The sequence below is a fragment of the Mycobacterium sp. IDUB_24 genome, assembly GCF_055419385.1.
Map to the genome: position 1 here is coordinate 1 of NZ_JBVAXO010000002.1, position 18,165 is coordinate 18,165.

Below are 18,165 nucleotides of genomic sequence, written 5' to 3' on the forward strand. Positions count from 1 at the left end.
TCGGAGCGGCGTTGTCCGGTGGTGCGGGGGTCGTGGTCGCAGACTCCGCGGGCCATGGCGGTGAGTAGGTTTTTGAGTAGGGCCGCGTCGGTGGCCAGTAGGCGTCCCCAGAGGGAGACGGTGCCGTTGGGGTCGTCGGGGTCGCCGAAGTGGATGTCGCGTTCGCGGGCGGCGGTGCGGGTTTTGCGGACCGCGGCGGGGTCGAATTTCTCGATCCATACGTCGATGGCTTGTTCGGTTTTGGCCGACGAGAGTGCACCGTAGCTGGTGGCGGCGCCGGCCAGAGCGGTGTCGATCAGGGCCAGTGCATCGTCATCGATGATGAGTTGGGTGCGCCAGGTGATGGTGGAGACGACGTTGGCCGAAATGTCGCCGCGGGCGAAGATGGCGGCGACTTTGGGGAGCCGTTCGCGTAGTGCTTGGGCGATGCGCATTTGGGTGGAGGCGGCGCGGCGGCCCAGGTTGCAGGCGGCGCTGATCGCGGCGGTGGCGGTTTCCCAGCCGTCGATGGCGTGGTGGGCGGAGGTGTCGTCTTCGTCGTCGCAGTGGCGGGCCACGATTTCGGCGATGACGGTCAGGCGTGCGGCGGCTTCGATGGCTTCTGCGCGGGTGTGGTGTTCGAGGGCATCGATCAGCGCGCTGTCAGTGAGCTCACTGAGCATGGGCGCCTCGAGCAATTCGAACACATGTTCGATATTACTCGTGTATTGCCAGTCCAGCAACGGTTTTCGGGTTGTCGCTGAATTGTCGCTCGCCAGGCGGGCAAAGGTTTAGGTATGCGACCTCGCCCAGTAGATCGCCGCGCCAACGGCCACCACCGCCAGACCTGCAAGCACCGAAGTCATAGGTAGCGAGAAAGCCAGCACCAGGCAGCCCAGCAGACCCAGAGCCGGGATGATGCGCAGCCACCAGTTCTTGGGCTCCAGCGTCCACGCCGAGACATTCGCGATCGCGTAGTACAACAACACCGCGAACGACGAAAACCCGATCGCGCCACGCAGATCCACCACCGCGGCCAGTATCGCCACCACGATGCCGACCACCACTTCGGCACGGTGCGGGACCGCGAACCGAGGATGCACGGCGGCCAGCCCATGTGGCAGATGATGGTCACGGGCCATCGCCAGCGTCGTGCGCGACACCCCGAGGATCAGGGCCAGCAGGGACCCCAGGGCCGCGGTCGCGGCCCCGGCCCGCACCACCGGTTGCCAGCCGGGGGCGCCGGCAGCCGCCACCGCGTCGGCCAATGGTGCGGGTGCGGTCGCCAAACCGGAACCACCGAGGACCGAGAGCACCGCGACCGCCACGCCCGCATAGATCACCAGCGCGATACCCAGCGCAATCGGAATCGCACGTGGAATGGTCCGGGCCGGGTCACGGACCTCTTCACCGAGGGTGGCGATCCGGGCGTATCCGGCGAACGCGAAGAACAGCAGGCCCGCAGCCTGAAGCACGCCGCCGACACCCACGTCGCCGACCTCCAGGCGGACCGAGTCAGCGGCACCGGAACCGGCGATGATCACCACGACCGCGGCCAGGACCGCCAGCACGCCCGCGACGATGATCCGGGTCAGCAGTGCCGACTTCTGGATTCCGGCATAGTTCACCGCCGTCAATGTCACCACGGCGGCCACCGCCACGGCATGCGCCCACTGCGGCCAGACGTACACCCCGACGGTCAGCGCCATCGCCGCACATGAGGCGGTCTTGCCGACGATGAAACTCCAGCCCGCCGTGTAACCCCAGAACTCGCCGAGCCGTTCGCGCCCGTAGACATAGGTGCCGCCGGATTGCGGATAGCGCGCGGCCAGTCGCGCAGACGACGTCGCATTGCAGTAGGCGACGACGGCGACGACTGCGAGGCCGATGAGCAGTCCGCTCCCGGCCGCACCGGCGGCCGGGGCCAGGGCGGCGAAAATGCCCGCCCCCACCATCGATCCCAGGCCGATCACTACGGCGTCGGTGGTCCCGAGTCTGCGCTGCAGGCCGCCGGGCGTGGTCACCCCGCGATGTTAAGCGGTCATGCGCGTGGGTGGAAGAAGACACCTTCGGCGCGAACCGTGATGCCGTCCGCGGTCGCGAGGTGCCCGACTGCAAAGGTTTTCGCGCCTTCAACGCGGTCGATGTGTGCCTCGGCCCGAACAGGTCCGAGGCGGGTCCCGGCTTCGTAGCGGACCGTCAGCGTTCCGGTTACCGCGGGCTGACCTGGCTTGTGGGCGGTGGCACCGAGGACATGGTCGAGCAGAAGCGCACAGATTCCGCCGTGCACGTGGCCGGCGGGACCCTCGTAAGCCGCGCCGAGCGTCACATCGGCCCATACTCGGCCGTCGGATTCGTGATGGACCAGCAATGGGGGCGCCAGGGCGTTGCGCAAGCCGATGACGGCGTTGCCCCACGCGAGGGATTGCCCGTCGAGGGCCTCTTGGATACCGAAGGAACCGGGGATCAACGACTGGCTGAGTTCGTGTGCCGCCGCATCGATCTTCGCTTTGGCGGACCGGATCGTGTCCAGATCGGCCTGACTTCGGATCGTCGCGTCGACGACTCGACGCACGGATTCGGTGAGGGATGCGTAAAGCGCTTCTGGGACATCGGTTTCGCTGTGTACGGACAATTCATTACTCCGTTGTGGGATCGAGCCGTCGGTCGGCGAAGCCACCGTAATCACCACGATAGAAAAGCAGCGGCCGCCCGCTGTGGGCTTCCAGTGCCGTGACATGGGTGACCACGATGGTGTGGTCACCCGCGCCGTGCTCGTACTCAAGGTCGGCTTCGATGGTGGCCAACGTATCGTGCAGGCGCGGGGCACCATTCGTGGCCGGGCTCCAGTCGACGCCGGCGAACTTGTCGTGGCTGCTGCGGGCGAACTGTGTGCACAACGATTCCTGGTCGTCGGCCAGGATGTTGATACACATCCGGCCGGTGGCCCGGATCAGCGGCCAGCTTGAGGAGCTCCGGGACGGGCAGAACGAGACGTATGGCGGGTCCAGCGATACCGAGGTGACCGATTGGCAGGTAAATCCCAGCGGCCGCAGCCCGTCGTGACCAGTGATGACGGCGATGCCGGTGCAGAAGTGCCCGAGCACCGCGCGCATGTCTTGGGGTCCTGGTCGCGGAGGTACCGTGCCGAGTGTCGCAGCGTTCTCGAGTCCCATTGCTCTCCGTCCTGTGTCTTGTGTCGTGACCCAGATTCACCGAGGTGAGCACGTTGGTGCAATGCAGTCTCCCGTCCAGCGGTTCATCGAGAACGGCCGCGTGACCTGGGTTGTTACCCTTGGGCCATGGACGACCCCGAGCAGACAGCCACGCCGGCGCTGGCCGCGAACAGCTGGGCGCTGCTCGGGTTGCTGTCTTATGAGCAGGAACTCTCCGGCTACGACATCCGCAAATGGCTCCACTGGAGCATGCGCTATTTCTACGGGAGCCCGGCGTACAGCCAGATCTACTCCGATCTGAAGAAGCTGGAGAAGATGGGCTTGCTCACCTCGCGAGTGGATGGCACCGGCACGCGAAACCGCCGTCTTTACAAGATCACTCAGTCGGGTCTGGATGCCGTCACACACTGGGCGCGGAAGACGCCGCCGGATCCCCCGTCGTTGAAGCATCCTGCGCTCATGCGAGTGACGATGGGCCACCTCAGTGACCCCGCCACGCTGAAGCAGATGCTGCAGGAACATCTTGCCTATGTCGATGGGATGCAACGCGACGCCGCCAAGGAAGCCCGTTGGTCCACGGCCGACCCGGCGTGGGCATACGCCAAGATCGCGTTGGATTGGGCAGATCGCTACTACGCGTCCGAGCGGGAACTCACCTTGCAACTGATCAAGGACCTCGACGAGGCCGAGGCCAACTTCCCGAAAGTCGGTGAAGGCGCGAAGATTCCGTGGCCGGATCCTTCGTACTGGTATGAGATCGAGAGGAAAGCCGAAGCCGAAGACATCGCAGGCACAGACTGACCTTCCGTCCGTCGCGCTTACCTGCGTGCGGCGTCACGGGCGGCGATGTAGCCGTAGACCAATCCCTGTGCGATTGTGGCCCCGGCGCCCGGATAGGTGTGTCCGAATGCGTTGGCGGCGGTGTTGCCGATCGCATAGAGCCCGTCGATGACGGTGCCGTCTTCGCGAAGAACACGAGCGGTCTCGTCGGCGCGGAGGCCGCCGCACGTACCCAGATCGCTGAGCACCATCTTGACCGCATAGAACGGTCCCTTGATCAGTGGACGCAGGTTCGGGCTCGGCGTGATCGTGGGATCCCCGTAGTAACGGTCATAGGCGCTGCGGCCCCGTTCGAAGTCGGGATCCTCACCAGCGAAGGAGTTCTCGTTGAAGCGCGCGACGGTGGCGGAGAAGTTGTCCTCGGGCACACCCATTTTGGATGCGAGCTCGGTGAAATTCTCTGCCCGGACTGCGATTCCGGCGTCATACCAGGTTTGTGGGATCGGCATCCGCGGAAACAGTTCGGCGGCAAAGACATAGCTGTTGCGATACTGCTGATCGAAGACGATCCACATGCTTTCCACCGGCGTACCCGCAGCTTCGAGATCCAGAGCGCGCTGCCCGAAGCTCATGTAATCGGCCGACTCGTTGGCAAATCGGTGACCGTCCTGGTCGACGATGAACGATCCGGGCAACGACCGCTCGGCGAGCATCACCGCAGGAGCTGCTTCCGGGAGCGGCGCTACGGCAGGGAACCACCACGATTGATCCATCAGCGCAATGTCTGCACCGACTTCCTGGCCGATCCGAATGGCGTCGCCGGTGTTGGACTCCGCACCCAGGCTGAGATTGCGACCGAGGGACTCGGATTGGAACTTGTGCCGCATGTCCATGTGGTGATCGAAGCCGCCGGCCGCGAGCACGACACCGCGCCGGGCGGTGACGGTGAAGGTCTTGTCGCCGTGCTCGACGACGGCCCCGGTGACCCGGTCGCCGTCGGTGACCAGCTCGGTAAGTGAAGTGTCGAGCCAGATCGGGATGCCGGCGCGGATTGCCCCGGCGAACAATCCTGCGGCCAATGCCTGACCTCCGGCGGCGTAACGCCTACCGAGTGCGAGGCCGCCAATGCCCTGCGCAAGTCGCTTGATGATCGTGGGCAAGCCTTTGCGTGGCACCCGGCTCATCAGGTTGAGCCAGCGGTAGTCGGCACCGGTGGTCGGCATCGGGAACTTGACTTCCATGACGCCGGGTCGCAGATCAGCCAGGTAATCGCCGAGGATTGCGGTGTCGAGCGGGCGGCATTCGCACGTGCGCCCCGCCGCTGATCCCCCCGGAGCCTCCGGGTGATAGTCGGAGTACTCCTTGGCCCAGAACAGCTTCATGGGTGTGGTGCGGCGCAACATTTCGACCGTTGCAGGAAGGTTGTCCAGGTACGCCGCAGAGCGCTCACGCGGTGCGGAATCCCCGACGACGGACTCCAGGTAGGTGTGTGCCCGGGACACGGGGTCGTTTCCGCCGCAGTCCTCGATCACCGGGCTCGCCGGCAGCCAGAGCGCGCCACCGGAGCGGGCCGTCGAACCGCCGACGTAGGAAGACTTCTCGACGACGAGAACGGACAACCCCTGCTCCTGGGCTGCCAGGGCGGCGGCCAGGCCGGTGCCGGATCCGACGACGAGAAGGTCAACATCGGTGGCGGCAACGGTGAGCCCGGCGGGAATGGTCTTGTGGCTGGTAGCGGTCACGATCGAAGACGATAGGTCGGCGACCGGCAATGTTGATTCTCGCGTCCTGTTGAGCGGAACACTGACCTTCCCGTCGGCCGGTAAGCGCAGTTCAATGGTGCCATGACTCACTCAGATACCGACGAAATTCGGTTGATCGAGGCCGGTTCGGTACCCACCAGGTTTGCCCGTGGGTGGCACTGCCTGGGACTGATCCGCGATTTCGGGGATGGAAAACCGCACCAGGTCAATGCTTTCGGGCAGAAGCTGGTTGTGTTCCGGGGCGAGGACGGTGCCATCAACGTCCTCGACGGGTACTGCCGGCACATGGGCGGCGACCTGTCTCAGGGAACTGTCAAAGGCAACGAGCTCGCCTGCCCGTTCCATGACTGGCGCTGGGGTGGGGACGGCCGGTGCAAGATGGTGCCGTACAGCAAGCGCACACCGCGATTGGCGCGCACCGCAGCCTGGCCCACGCTGCAGCAGGACGGCATGCTGTTCGTCTGGAACGATCCCGAGCGCAAGGCGCCGCCGGCGGACGTGAGCATCCCGCGCATCGAAGGTGCCACCAGCGACGGTTGGACCGACTGGCACTGGTACACCACGGTGGTTCACACCAACTGTCGCGAGATCATCGACAACGTCGTGGACATGGCGCACTTCTTCTACATTCACGGGTCGCTCCCCACCCATTTCAAGAACATCTTCGAAGGCCAGGTCGCCACCCAGTACATGAAGAGTGCCGGCCGGCCCGACCTCGGTGAGCCCGGGGAGGCGAAGATGCTCGGCACGAGTTCGCTGGCCGCATACCACGGCCCCTCGTTCATGATCGACGACCTGACCTACCACTACGAGGGCTTCGACCAGCGCACGGTGCTCATCAACTGCCACTATCCGATCGACGCCAATTCGTTTGTGCTGCAGTACGGCATCGTGGTCGAGAAGAACGCCGCCATGCCCGAGGAGCTCGCCATGGAGACGGCTGTCGCCCTCGGCGACTTCGTGAAGATGGGATTCGAGCAGGACGTCGAAATCTGGCGTAACAAGACCCGAATCGACAATCCGCTTCTGGTCGAAGAGGACGGGCCGGTGTATCAGCTGAGGCGCTGGTATGAGCAGTTCTATGTCGATGTGGCCGACGTAGCGCCGGACATGGTGGATCGCTTCGAGTTCGAGCTGGACACCACCCGACCGTACGAGTCCTGGATGAAGGAAGTGGAGGCCAACCTGGCAGCTCGGGCCGGCGCTTCCGGGCCGGTGGGATGATGATGACGGTCCGCCCGGACAATCGGCTCGACGACGCACCCATGGTGCCGGTCATGTGCCGGCGCTGTGGTGCGGGGGTACAGGTACGCAAGAGCAGCTGGAACCAGACCAGCGTTCAATGGACCGACTCCGCGTTGCGGCACTGTGAGGAGCGCTGCACCGCAGAACAATTGGCGCCGCCAGGGGGCCGCGGACTGTTCCTGGAATGCTCGGCTCTGCGCGGATCGATCGTCAACGCGGTGCGTTCAGGGGCGCTGCCCGTGGTCGATGAGGCTAACCCTTCAGGAGACCGACGGTACGGGTGAGCCGTTGGGACAGTTCTCCCAGCGCGATGCGCTGCTGGGCGAATGCGGCGACGTTGGTCATCCAGACGTCGGAGAGTATTTCGGCGGCGCCGACTTCCTGCGGTGCCGATGTGGCGCCTCCGACAGACTCGACGAAGATCCGGACCGTCTGCCGGCGGACCAGGTCAGCTTGGATCGCGGCCGTGCCGTCGGCGTAGAGATACGGGCGAATCATGGCCTCGGCGAACCGTGGTGATGAGCACAGCCTGTCGGTCAAGGTCAGGGATACCTGCAGCAGGCGCTGAAACGGATCCGATTTGTCGGTGACGTAGCAAGACTCCGTTTCGAAATCCCACAGCCATTCGTGAAAACACGCCAGCAGCAGGTCGTCCTTGGATGGGAAGTATTGGTACACAGTGCTGGGCGCCACTCCCGCCGCCGTGGCGACTGAACGGATCTGACAGTTGTCGTAGCCCCCGGCGGCCAGTCGCATGGCGGCGGTGACGATCCGATCGCGGCGGGCATGCCGTCGCGTTCTGGCTTCTGTTGTGTACGAGCTCAATCCGCCGGGCAGGCGGTACAACATTGTCGGCTGCTTCACCGTGCCGTTGTCCTCACGTTGTGAATACTAGATCTGCTGCAGCTCATTGGTCGCGCGCAGTAGATCGAGGCGGAATCGCCTAACTGTCAAAGATTTCCAGCGGACCGACGTGTGCACGGTTGACTTTGACCCGTTCGACGATGCGCCACCGGCCGTCGCCGAATCGCCGCCAGGTGTCGTGGTAGTCGCCCATGGTGTAGAACCGCGTGGAGGGATCCGCAGCGGAGTTCAGATGAACGTCGCGGATGTAGGCCCTGCTGGTCGCGGTGTCGCCGGAGATGTCGATGACGACGTTGCCCAGTAGATGCTGGGTGGGACCGCAACTGTCGAGATAGCCACGGATCAAGCTGATGATCGCGGTGCTCCCGGCGAGGCGTCCGGTCCCGAAGTCTCCTTCGGCGTCCTCGGCGAGAATCTCGGCCATTGTGGTCCAGTCACGCTCGTCCATCGCGCGGGCGAACAGATTCAGCGCGCGTTCGACGTCTCGCTGGTCGCACAAGACCCGCAGAAGATCTGACTCCGTGGCCACCGTGTCAACCTGTTCAGGCATGCGCGCCGCCGTCGACACGAATCTCCGTGCCGGTGATGAACGCACCGTCGTCGGAGGCGACCATCGCGATGACCGATGCGACAGCACTTGGATCTCCGAGGATTTCGCTCTCGGTGCCGTGCAGCAGCGGGGTCTGCTTGCCCCACAGTCCGAGGTCATATCCCTCGGGCATCTTCTCCAGGGTGCTGTTGGCCAGTGCCGTCGACACCCCGCCGGGCTGGATGTTGACCGCCCGCAGTCCTTGTTTGGAATATTCGAGTGCCAGGGAGTGGGTGAAGCTGAGGATTCCACCCTTGCTGGCCGCATACGCCGCCATGTACGGGTGGGCGAATGTCGCAGCGGTGGAAGTGAAATTCACCACCACGCCTCGTCCCGACTCGAGCAGTGCCGGGAGTGCTTGGCGGGTCATCAGGAACGTGCCGGTGAGGTTGACCGCCAGGGTGCGGTTCCATTCCTCGAGGCTGGTCTCATGGGTGTGCGAACACGTCTGCATGGCGGCCACATTGACGAGTACCTCGAGCCCGCCCAACTCGGCAACTCCGGCGTTCACCGCGGCGACGACGTCATCTTCGCGCGATATGTCGAGGACAGCAGTCGTGAGTCGTTTTGCAGTACCGGCGTCTTCGGCGGTGGCCGTAGTCGCGGCCAGTCCGTCGGCGGAGATGTCGTAGGCCACCACAGTGGCGCCTTCATCGAGCAGTCGGGCCACCGTGGCCGCGCCGATACCCGACCCGGCGCCGGTGACGATGACGCGACGATCTGAGAAACGGTCCATTGGAAATCCCCTCGGAATCAGGCGAGTTGGAAGGCAGAGATCGGAGCTTCGTCCGGGTAGCTGCTTGGGCCGCCGAGGTCGTAGGCGGCGTTCAGTGCACCGATGAAGGCGGGGTCGTGCAACGGCTCGCCGGGCACGTCGAGCGTGATTCCCTTGCCCTTGAGATCGTCGACCATCATTCCGATCGCCCGTTCGATGGTGATGTCGTCCGATCCGTCCATGTTCTTCTTGAGTTCCTCGTAGTCGGAGAACACCTCGGCGGACCAGTGGACGAGGAACCGCAACTCGTCGGTGTGGTGACGGGCGATGACGTCGACGCCGTTCTTCAGCAGCCAGTGGTCGCGGTCGGCCGGGTCGCCGGCGAACATGGTGTCAAAGGCCAGGCCGGCCGGAACCTGTTGATCCAACGGGCCGTTGGCCTCCCCGCGGTGCACCATCATCTCGTTCTGCACGACGACGGCGCGGTTGTTGATGGGGGGCAATACCCGGGCGGGCGGCTTGAGCGGGCCATCGGGCCAGTAGGTGAAGCCTGAGCCTTCATCGAGGGAGAACCAGGTGATCACCTGGGCCATCTTGATCAGGTAGTCGGTGAACAGGCCGGACTTGCCCATCACGCTGCACAACCAGGTGGGGGCGTTCTCGTGGCGTATGCCACGGAAGCTGGGGGAGTCCAGGTGACCGGGATCGCGGTTGGCGCAGGGCCCGTTGATGTTGAACAGCATCATCTCCGGCTTGGCGTACTCGGCATTCCAGTAGCTCTTGGCGTGCTCGATGAATGCGGAGTTGTAGAAGCAGTCATGCAGCTCGGGGAACAGAACGGTGCCGTAGTTGGCCAGGTAACCGCGGAACGTCGGCGTGAGGAACAGGTCCAATGACGGGGTGAACCCTTCGGGGAAGGCACCGCTCATGGTGGCCATCAACTCGTCGGCCGAGGCGAAGTGCTGGGCGATGATGAGCTTCCACGGACCCTGCGTGTGCACGACATCGAGCAGTCGCTGCTTCTGGTCGTCGGTGTAGACATCGGTGATCTCGCGCGGCGGGGCAACGGGATGCAAGATGTCGGACAGCGCGAGACGCTGCTCATCGGTCAGCATGGTGATCTCCTTCATGGTGTGGTTCTCGATTGTGGGCAGCGCTCAGCCCGGTGAGTCGGTACCCGTCCGTTGATCGGGAGACTCGTTGCTGCCAACGGGATGCGCGAACTTGGCCCGAAGCAGCGCGCCGGTCTCCGCGATGGCCAGACGGCCGCGTGCGGTGGCATCCGAGCGCATCAGAAAGCCGTGGTACATACCGGGATAGCGGGTGACGGTGGTCTGGACTCCCGCGTCACGCAGCCTGGTGGCATACCGTTCGCCCCAATCGCGGATCGGGTCGCACTCGCCGGTGACGACGATCGCTGCCGGCAGGCCGCGCAGGTCGGTCGCATAGGCCGGAACCTGATAGGGATCTCGGGGCGGACTCCCGCGGTCGACCAGTTCGTGCATGTAGACGATGTCTTCGTGGCGCAGCAGCGGGGCATCGGGCATGGAGGTGATCGATGCCGCTCCCATGTCGCGGTCCAGACCGGGATAGAGCAGCACCTGAGCGAAAATCTGTGGACCTGCGTGATCACGGGCCGCCAAAGCCACTGCAGCGGCCAGCGATCCGCCGGCACTGTCGCCGACGACCGCCAGCCGTCGTGCATCCAGGTTCAGGTTGTCGGCATGTGCCGCTACCCATTCGGTGGCCGCGTAGGCGTCGTCGAATTGCGCCGGCGGAGGCGATTCCGGTGCCAGTCGGTATTCGACGGCCGCCACTGCGGCACCGCTGGCATGTGCCAGTTCGCGCGCAAGTGGTTCGAACGAACGGTTGGAGCCCATCACCAGCCCGCCGCCGTGCAGGTACACCAACACCGGCAACCCAGGTTCCGCACTGGGCCGATACAGCCGGACCGGAATCGGGCCTGCCGGACCCGGCACTGACAAGTCTTCGATGCCGGTCATGGCCGGCATTTCCGGCGGAGGTGCGGATTCAAGGCCGTCACGTACGGCGGCCAGTCCCCGGGCACGCATGGGAGTGATCTCACCGAACGAGGCAACGCGGGCGGCGGCGTCGGGGTCGAGTGGCGGATAGGTCATTTCAACTCTGCGCCGGGTCGAAACGGCGTTCGGTCCGCAATCGGGGCGCCTCCTGGTTGCTCAGCACGCGAGCCCGCTCCGCCATCGCCGACCCGACATAGTCGGGTTGGGTGAGGAGATAGAACCGGCCTTCGGCGGCCTGCTCGAACACCACCTCGGCCGCGGCGATCGGATCCATCGCCTCGGCCTTGATATCGAGCATGGCAGCGCGCTGCCCTTCGGCTGCTCCGGCATCCCCGGAGTCCACCCCGCCCGCTGACTCGAAGATGCTGGACACCACGGCACCCGGAAGCACCGCCTGCACGTGCACATGGTGGTCATGGCCGGCGGATTGCACTTCGAGGTTCAGGCATTCGGTCAGTGCGAGAACGGCGTGCTTGCTCATGATGTAGGGCGCCTGCAACGGAACCACGGCGACGCCGCCGATCGAGGACAGGTTCCATATCCACGCCGGTGCGTCGGTGGCGATCATCCTGGGCAGGAATGCTCTGATGCCGTGGAAGACACCGCTGATGTTGATGTCCACGACGCGTTGCCAGTTCGCCACCGGGGTGTCCCACAGATAGCCGAACTGCTCGATGCCGGCGTTGTTCACCAACAGCCGCACCGGTCCGAGGTCGCGGTAGACGTCATCGGCCAGTGCTTGCACGGCATCTGCGTCGCGCACATCGCAGACCACGTCGGTGGCCGCTCCTCCTGCCGCGCAGATCTCGTCACGAAGGTCCGCGATGGCATCGGCGTTGATGTCGACCAGCACCACAGTCATGCCCAAGCGACTGGCATGCCGGGCGAGGCCGGCGCCGATCCCGGCGCCGGCTCCGGTGATGACGGCGACCCCGCCGCCGAAGGCTTCTTGAGCGTTCACGCGGAGGTGCTGGCGGAAGCGGCCTTCGCGGTGTGTTCGGCGAGCGGGATCGAGTCCTCGGCGTCGAGCACCACATTCAGCGAGGTGAACACCAGACCCTCGGCCGAGCGCCGGACCCCGGCCTCGGCGACTCCGCTGGAGACGGCGAACGGCACGTTGTTGGTGATCTGGTTGACGTACATGTAGAAGCGGACGTTGGTGACGTCACCATCGACGCCGGTGCGGTAGACGTTCATGATCTGGTGGCGGCACGGGTACGGGTTCTCGTTGCGGTGCTGAATCAGCCACGGCAGCGTTTCGGCCTTGCCGTGGAGCTCAGCAGCCAGCAGATGCTCGAACGGGCAGTTGCCCGAATCCGAGCGGCTCAGGTACTCCATCTCGTCACCGATACGGTTACCGACTTCGTCGAAGTGGCCCTGGTCGTAGTGGAACCAGAAACCGGACAGGAACTCCTGAACTTCAGACAGTGAGATCTCGTTGCTCATGACGGGTAGTCAACCCGCGATGTGGCGCCGGTAACAGCACCGGTGACCATTGAGTGGAACGCCGTATCGACCGGAGCGCGCCAGCGGCTCAGCCGCCGGTGATCAGGGCCCAAAGTCCCTGTCCGCCCGCCGCCGCGGCCGCCGCGGCAACCTGGTCGTCCCAGAAGCGCACGGAGCCGAATTCCGAGCGCCAGGCCAGGGCGGCTCGGGTGTACTCGTGCAGTCGATGTTCGTGCGTCGTGCCGATCGCGCCATGTACCTGGTGGGCGTTGCGCGTCACGACCGAGGCGGCATGCCCGGCACAGGATCGCGCGGTAGCGATCTGGAAGTCGAGATGCGCTGACTCCCAATCGGTATCGACAGCTGACCGGAGAGCCGCTGCGGTGGCGGCTCTGGCCAGCGCGGCCTCTGCGGCGGCGTCCGACACAAGGTTCTGAATGGCCTGGAATTTGGCCAGGGGGCGTCCGAATTGAAGACGAGTGGTCACGTGCTCGACGGACAGTGCGACGGCACGATCGAGCGCCGCACACACCTGGATCGCCCGTACCATCGCCGACTTCTGCCTGAGTTGGAGCACCAATTCCATTGGTACCGCGGCCCCGGTCAGCGCAGTGGTGTCGATCGTGACGGTGTCGCGCGGCTCGCCGATCAGGTTGGTGCCGGCCGTGAGCGAAAATTCCGCGGTGTCGAGATCCGCCAATCGGTATCGGTCTTCGTCCTGCCACAGCACGACGATGCAGTCGACATCGCCGGCCCAGGGTGCGGGTACCGCGGCATGACCGTCGGCCGGCACCAGGCATACCGTTCGGACCGTATCGTCGGCCGGCAAGCCGGCGGCATCCAGCAGCCAGCACGACAGCAAGTCGTGTTCGGCAAGTGGGAGGCGGACACCGTGACGCACCGCGGCACTGAGTAATTCGGCCGCTTCCAACCAGCCAGCACCGCTGCCCCCGGTCTCCTCAGCGCCTGTCAGTCGGACCAGTCCGAGGGAGCCGAGTCGCTGCCACAGGTCGCGGTCATACGCGATACGGGTGCCGGGAGCGGCGCCGGCGTGACTCTCGCGGTAATCGGAGAAGACGCCGTCCATCATGGCCGCCAGATCGGGATCCACCGTGTTCATCGCATACCCAATCCCCGCGCGATGACACCGCGCAGCACTTCGTTGGTTCCGCCCCGCAAGGTGAAGCCGGGGCGCTGGTCCACCGCGGTGGCCACCAGGAGCGTCCACTCGGCGTCCGTCGCGGCGTCATCTCCGGTCTGCCGGTCGGCGAAGTCGGCGATATCGCCTTCGACCGTGGTTCCGAGGACCTTGACCATCGCTGCCGAAACATCGGGATTCTCACCACGCTCCAGGGCGCCGGCCACCGCGGTCGACATGTGATGCAGACCGGCAACGCGTGCGATCAACCGCCCTAATCCCGGTTCAGCTGCGGTGTTTTCGGCTGCGTGTGCCAGCAGCGGGAATGTGGACAGGAACCGTTCCGGTCCGCTGCGTTCGAAGCTCAGCTCGGAGGTCACCTGTGTCCAGCCCCGGCCGATTTCGCCGAAGACCATGGCATCGGGGATGAACGCCTCGTCGAGTACGACCTCGTTGAAGTGATGCCCGCCGTTCATCGAGATGATGGGGCGGACCTGCACGCCCGGGGCGCGCAGGTCGACGATGAATTGACTCAGTCCGGCGTGCCGGTGCGACGGATCGACCGGTTCGGTGCGGGCCAGCACGATGAACGCATGAGCGCGGTGCGCTCCCGATGTCCACACTTTGGTACCGGTGATCGACCACCCGCCATCGACTCGTACCGCACGAGTGCGCACGCTGGCCAGATCCGAGCCGGAATCTGGCTCGCTCATCCCGATTCCGAAGAAACACTCGCCTGCCACGATGCGTGGCAGGAACTCTGACTTCTGTTCTTCTGTCCCGTATTTCAGGAGAGATGGCACGATTTGGCGATCGGCGATCCAGTGGGCGGCCACCGGGGCGCCCGCGGCCAGCAGTTCTTCGGTCACCACGAACCGTTCTTGAAACGAGCGGCCATGGCCGCCGTAGTGCTCGGGAACCGTCATGCCCAGCCAGCCCTGCTTCGCCAGGGATGCGGTGAAATTCTCGTCCCATCCGCACTGCCAGGAATCGACCGAAGGCGTGAATGCACCGGCGGCCAGCTGGCCGGCCAGGAATCCGCGAACCTCCTCGCGTAGCAGATCCAGGTGTGCGCCGGTCACGTTGTCCGCCACTTTGCGATCCGTTGTTGGTGCTCGGTGTCGTGGTGGGCCAGCGGCTGCATGGCCGCCGCCATGGAGAGGGTGGATTCCAGGGTGCCGGTCGTCGATTCCTGCAGCAGGCGTTTGGCCATCCGCAGCGCGTGCGGCGGGTTGACCGCGATCCGGTCTGCCAGCGCCCGTGCTTCAGTCAGGAGGTCGTCGTGCGGCACCACCCGACTGACCAGCCCCCAGTCCAAGGCGGTGGCGGCGTCGATCCGGTCGCCGGTGAACGTCAATTCAGCGGCGCGGGCGTAGCCGATGGCGCGCGGCAGAAACCAGGTGCCGCCGTCGCCCGGGATGAGACCGAGCTGGACGAAACTCTCGGCGAAAGATGCTCGCTCGGAGGCGATCCGGATGTCGCACATCATCGCCAGGTCGCATCCGGCGCCGATGGCGGCACCGTTGACCGCTGCGATGAGAGGCACTTCGAGGCGGCCCAGCGCACGTGGGATCCGTTGGATGCCGTCGATGTAGGCACGGCGCTGATCGATGGCCGCCAGACCGAACATGCCCTGGCGGTCGGCCATCTCCTTGACGTTGCCGCCGGCCGAGAAGATCTTGCCGGCGCCGGTGAGAACAACCGCACCGACGGTGTTGTCACCGTTCACGGCATCCACACTGTCCTCGAACGCGGCGATGACGTCCTTGCCGGTGATGGCATTACCGACGTCGGGCAGGGTGATCGTCCAGATTTGGACCGGTCCGTCGGTGTGGACGTCCAGCGGTGAGGTCACGCACGCTCCTTGAGCTGAAGGGATTTGGTCTGGAGGTATTCCTCGAAGCCGAACCGGCCCAGTTCACGGCCGATCCCGGACTTCTTGTACCCGCCGAACGGGGCGGCGGGGTTGTAGGCGCCACCATTGATGTCGAGCTGGCCGGTCTGCACCTGACGGGCGAAGGCGATGGCGTCGTCGTCGGTGGCGGCCCACACGGCGCCCGAGAGCCCATAGGGAGTGCCATTGGCGATGCGCAGTGCATCGTCGGCGTCGCCGAAGGGGATCACCGCAAGCACGGGACCGAACACCTCTTCCTGGCCGAGTTCGGAGTCGGGATCCACATCGGCGAAAACCGTTGGTGCCACGAAATAGCCGACGTCACGGATCGGATCCGTGCCCCCGGTCAGCAGCCGGGCGCCGTCACGCTGGGCACGCTCGATGAAGCCACGAACCGTATCGAACTGCGACCGCGACGCTGACGGCCCGATCCGCGTCGCCGGGTCGCGCGGGTCGCCCACGGTGTAGCGCGCCACTGCGGCTTCGATCAGGTCCAGCGCCTCGCCGTAACGGCTCTGCGGCACCAGCATCCGGGTCCAGGCCATGCAGGTCTGTCCGCCGTTGAGGAAGGCATTGCCCACGCCGACCTTGACCGCTGTCGCCAGGTCGGCACCATCGAGAATCACGTTGGCCGACTTGCCGCCGAGCTCGAGAGCAACCTTCTTGATCGATTGGCCGGCAAGTTCTCCGACGCGCGCACCCACGCCGGTAGACCCGGTGAACGAGACGAAGTCGATTCCCGGATGCGACGCGAGGCGTTCGCCTATCACCCGACCGGGGCCCGAGACGAGGTTGATCGTCCCGGGCGGGAGCCCCGCCTCTTCGCAGGCTTCGACGAAGGCGAACACCGAAAGCGGGGCTTCGTTACTGGGTTTGAGCACGACGGGACAGCCCGCGGCGATGGCGGGCAGCACCTTGGCGACCACCTGGTAGAGCGGATAGTTCCACGGCGTGATGGCGCCGACGACGCCGTAAGGTTCCCTCAGGACCAACGAATTGCCGATGCGCTCTTCGGATTCGAAGGTCTCCAGTACGTCGGCGAATCCCTTGGCCACCGCCAGCGGGACCTGGGTCTGTACGGTCTGCGCTATGCGCACGGGGGCACCCATCTCGGCGGTGATGAGTTCGGCGATGTCGGGTAGGCGCTTCTCCATCGCGGCGATGACCCGCTGCAACCGGTCACGGCGTTCGTCAACGGTGATGAGCGGGTCGAATGCCTGCCGAGCCGCGGTCACCGCGGCGTCGACATCGGCGGAGTCGCCATTGGGCACGTGGCCGATGACCGCTTCGGTTGCCGGGTTGATGACTTCGACAACGCCACCGTTGCCGCCGCCCGAGGGCGCGGTCCATCGTCCGTCGATGAACAGTGAATTGTGTTCGTAGTTGGGCACTGTCGTCCTTAGCTGTGTTTATGGGGCGATACTGGCGCGGACATCACGCCGACCGTCGGCTGCGGTGAACGCTTCGTTGATGTCGTCGAGTGAGTACGACGCCGCGGCGAGCCGCTCGAACGGCAACTGGTGTTGATGTTGGTCGAGGAACGTCAACGCGCGGGACAGGACTGCCGGGTCATACAGGGAGACCCCGACCATGGTCTTGTTGGTGAAGACGAACCGTGACGGGTCGAACGCGAATGTCTTGCCGATGTTGATGTTGCCGATCTCGACGTAGCGGCCGAACTGGGCCAGCATCTGCAAGCCCTCGTCGATGGCCGACGGGTGCCCGACGACCTCCACCACCACATCGGCACCCTGGCCATCGGTCCGCGCCCGCACCGCCTTCGCCCGGTCCTTGGGTGCGGCGGCTTCGTTGAGGTCGATCACCGAGTCGGCGCCGAATGCGGTTGCCAGCTCGAGCCGTTCGGGTACGCCGTCGATGGCGATCACGTTGGCGGCCCCGCGCGCCTTGGCCACGGCCACCGCGTAGAGGCCCAGCGCGCCGGCGCCCTGGACCACGACGTGCTCACCGAGCTGCAGGTCGACGCGCTCGAGTCCGTACATGACCTGTGACAGTGCGCAGTTGGCGCCCGCGGCGATGTCGTCGCTCAGAGTGTCGGGAACCGTGTAGACGACGGCACCGGCAGGCAACAGGTAGTAGTCGCCGTAGCCGCCGACAAAATAGGGCGGCTGGTCGGCGCGGCCCAACATGGCCATTTTGAGGTTGAGGCAGGCATTGCGGCGCCCGGCCAGGCAGTTGCGGCACTTGTGGCAGCAGTAGAAGTACGGAAACACCACTCGCGTGCCCGTGCCCAACGGTTTGCCGTTGGAGTCGGTGCTCACTCCGTCGCCCAGTACTTCGATGGCACCGACCATCTCGTGGCCCAACACGGTGGGCAGCTGCCCACCCAAACCGCGGGTGGCGAAGGTGCCGTGCCAGGCGTGGACGTCTGAGCCGCAGATGTTCGCCCGCAGGACACGGATCAGAATCTCCCCGGGCCCGACGTCGGGCAGGGTGACCGTTTCGATCCGAAATGGCTTGCCGGGTTCGTCGAAGCGCGCGATGCGTCCGGTTCGAGAGGAGTTGGTCACGGTGCG

The 18,165-nt window shown here is 65.2% G+C and carries 20 protein-coding genes; 3 read left to right on the forward strand and 17 right to left on the reverse strand.

Annotated elements, in window-relative coordinates; all coding sequences use genetic code 11:
* The 4 genes from ACZYZF_RS07615 to ACZYZF_RS07630 form a co-directional block, all read right to left on the reverse strand.
* Positions 1 to 686: DUF222 domain-containing protein (locus ACZYZF_RS07615; RefSeq protein ID WP_463835164.1), on the reverse strand; the 686-nt coding region annotated here is incomplete at its 3' end.
* An 84-nt stretch (positions 687 to 770) separates the two neighbouring features.
* Positions 771 to 2,003 (reverse strand): APC family permease, encoded by a 1,233-nt coding sequence (locus ACZYZF_RS07620; RefSeq protein ID WP_463835166.1) that lies wholly within the window; start codon positions 2,001 to 2,003, stop codon positions 771 to 773.
* A gap of 17 nt (positions 2,004 to 2,020) precedes the next feature.
* Positions 2,021 to 2,614, reverse strand: coding sequence for a PaaI family thioesterase (locus ACZYZF_RS07625; RefSeq protein ID WP_463835167.1), 594 nt, complete (start codon positions 2,612 to 2,614; stop codon positions 2,021 to 2,023).
* Between the two features lie 4 nt (positions 2,615 to 2,618).
* Entirely contained in the window at positions 2,619 to 3,155 is a 537-nt protein-coding gene (locus ACZYZF_RS07630; protein WP_463835168.1) for a flavin reductase family protein, read from the reverse strand.
* A gap of 126 nt (positions 3,156 to 3,281) precedes the next feature.
* On the opposite strand from ACZYZF_RS07630, the gene ACZYZF_RS07635 reads away from it, so the two are divergent.
* Positions 3,282 to 3,956, forward strand: a complete 675-nt coding sequence (locus tag ACZYZF_RS07635) for a PadR family transcriptional regulator (protein ID WP_463835169.1) — start codon at positions 3,282 to 3,284, stop codon at positions 3,954 to 3,956.
* Between the two features lie 17 nt (positions 3,957 to 3,973).
* On the opposite strand, the gene ACZYZF_RS07640 is transcribed toward ACZYZF_RS07635, so the two are convergent.
* The gene (locus tag ACZYZF_RS07640; RefSeq protein WP_463835171.1) at positions 3,974 to 5,677 is read right to left on the reverse strand and encodes a 3-ketosteroid-delta-1-dehydrogenase; all 1,704 of its coding nucleotides are present in this window, start codon (positions 5,675 to 5,677) and stop codon (positions 3,974 to 3,976) included.
* A 102-nt stretch (positions 5,678 to 5,779) separates the two neighbouring features.
* Here ACZYZF_RS07640 and ACZYZF_RS07645 point away from each other — a divergent pair, with 102 nt between their 5' ends.
* Positions 5,780 to 6,922 (forward strand): Rieske 2Fe-2S domain-containing protein, encoded by a 1,143-nt coding sequence (locus ACZYZF_RS07645; protein ID WP_463835172.1) that lies wholly within the window; start codon positions 5,780 to 5,782, stop codon positions 6,920 to 6,922.
* Positions 6,923 to 6,924: 2 nt separating this feature from the next.
* Complete coding sequence (locus tag ACZYZF_RS07650; RefSeq protein ID WP_463742776.1) at positions 6,925 to 7,227, forward strand: ferredoxin; 303 nt, start codon at positions 6,925 to 6,927, stop codon at positions 7,225 to 7,227.
* Here ACZYZF_RS07650 and ACZYZF_RS07655 read toward each other — a convergent pair.
* The 12 genes from ACZYZF_RS07655 to ACZYZF_RS07710 all read right to left on the reverse strand — a co-directional run bounded on the left by ACZYZF_RS07655 (position 7,196) and on the right by ACZYZF_RS07710 (position 18,159).
* Positions 7,196 to 7,792, reverse strand: a complete 597-nt coding sequence (locus tag ACZYZF_RS07655) for a TetR/AcrR family transcriptional regulator (RefSeq protein ID WP_463835174.1) — start codon at positions 7,790 to 7,792, stop codon at positions 7,196 to 7,198. The genes ACZYZF_RS07650 and ACZYZF_RS07655 overlap by 32 nt on opposite strands.
* A 94-nt stretch (positions 7,793 to 7,886) precedes the next feature.
* Entirely contained in the window at positions 7,887 to 8,357 is a 471-nt protein-coding gene (locus ACZYZF_RS07660; protein ID WP_463742774.1) for a nuclear transport factor 2 family protein, read from the reverse strand.
* Positions 8,350 to 9,132: an SDR family NAD(P)-dependent oxidoreductase gene (locus ACZYZF_RS07665; RefSeq protein WP_463835175.1), complete on the reverse strand. Its 783-nt coding sequence runs from the start codon at positions 9,130 to 9,132 to the stop codon at positions 8,350 to 8,352. The genes ACZYZF_RS07660 and ACZYZF_RS07665 overlap by 8 nt, the downstream gene beginning before the upstream one ends.
* Before the next feature lie 17 nt (positions 9,133 to 9,149).
* The gene (locus ACZYZF_RS07670) at positions 9,150 to 10,226 is read right to left on the reverse strand and encodes a hypothetical protein (RefSeq protein ID WP_463744100.1); all 1,077 of its coding nucleotides are present in this window, start codon (positions 10,224 to 10,226) and stop codon (positions 9,150 to 9,152) included.
* 42 nt (positions 10,227 to 10,268) lie between these two features.
* Entirely contained in the window at positions 10,269 to 11,249 is a 981-nt protein-coding gene (locus ACZYZF_RS07675; protein WP_463742772.1) for an alpha/beta hydrolase, read from the reverse strand.
* Between the two features lies 1 nt (position 11,250).
* Positions 11,251 to 12,114 (reverse strand): SDR family NAD(P)-dependent oxidoreductase, encoded by an 864-nt coding sequence (locus tag ACZYZF_RS07680; protein WP_463835176.1) that lies wholly within the window; start codon positions 12,112 to 12,114, stop codon positions 11,251 to 11,253.
* Positions 12,111 to 12,599, reverse strand: a complete 489-nt coding sequence (locus tag ACZYZF_RS07685) for a polyketide cyclase (protein WP_463835177.1) — start codon at positions 12,597 to 12,599, stop codon at positions 12,111 to 12,113. The genes ACZYZF_RS07680 and ACZYZF_RS07685 overlap by 4 nt, the downstream gene beginning before the upstream one ends.
* Positions 12,600 to 12,687: 88 nt before the next feature.
* Positions 12,688 to 13,719, reverse strand: coding sequence for an acyl-CoA dehydrogenase family protein (locus tag ACZYZF_RS07690; RefSeq protein WP_463835178.1), 1,032 nt, complete (start codon positions 13,717 to 13,719; stop codon positions 12,688 to 12,690).
* Complete coding sequence (locus ACZYZF_RS07695) at positions 13,716 to 14,831, reverse strand: acyl-CoA dehydrogenase family protein (RefSeq protein WP_463835179.1); 1,116 nt, start codon at positions 14,829 to 14,831, stop codon at positions 13,716 to 13,718. The genes ACZYZF_RS07690 and ACZYZF_RS07695 overlap by 4 nt, the downstream gene beginning before the upstream one ends.
* Positions 14,816 to 15,592, reverse strand: coding sequence for a crotonase/enoyl-CoA hydratase family protein (locus ACZYZF_RS07700; RefSeq protein WP_463835181.1), 777 nt, complete (start codon positions 15,590 to 15,592; stop codon positions 14,816 to 14,818). Before ACZYZF_RS07700 ends, ACZYZF_RS07695 begins: the two co-directional genes overlap by 16 nt.
* Entirely contained in the window at positions 15,589 to 17,022 is a 1,434-nt protein-coding gene (locus tag ACZYZF_RS07705; protein WP_463835183.1) for an aldehyde dehydrogenase family protein, read from the reverse strand. The genes ACZYZF_RS07700 and ACZYZF_RS07705 overlap by 4 nt, the downstream gene beginning before the upstream one ends.
* Positions 17,023 to 17,040: 18 nt before the next feature.
* Positions 17,041 to 18,159, reverse strand: a complete 1,119-nt coding sequence (locus tag ACZYZF_RS07710) for a zinc-binding dehydrogenase (protein WP_463742765.1) — start codon at positions 18,157 to 18,159, stop codon at positions 17,041 to 17,043.
* Between the last annotated feature and the right edge of the window lie 6 nt (positions 18,160 to 18,165).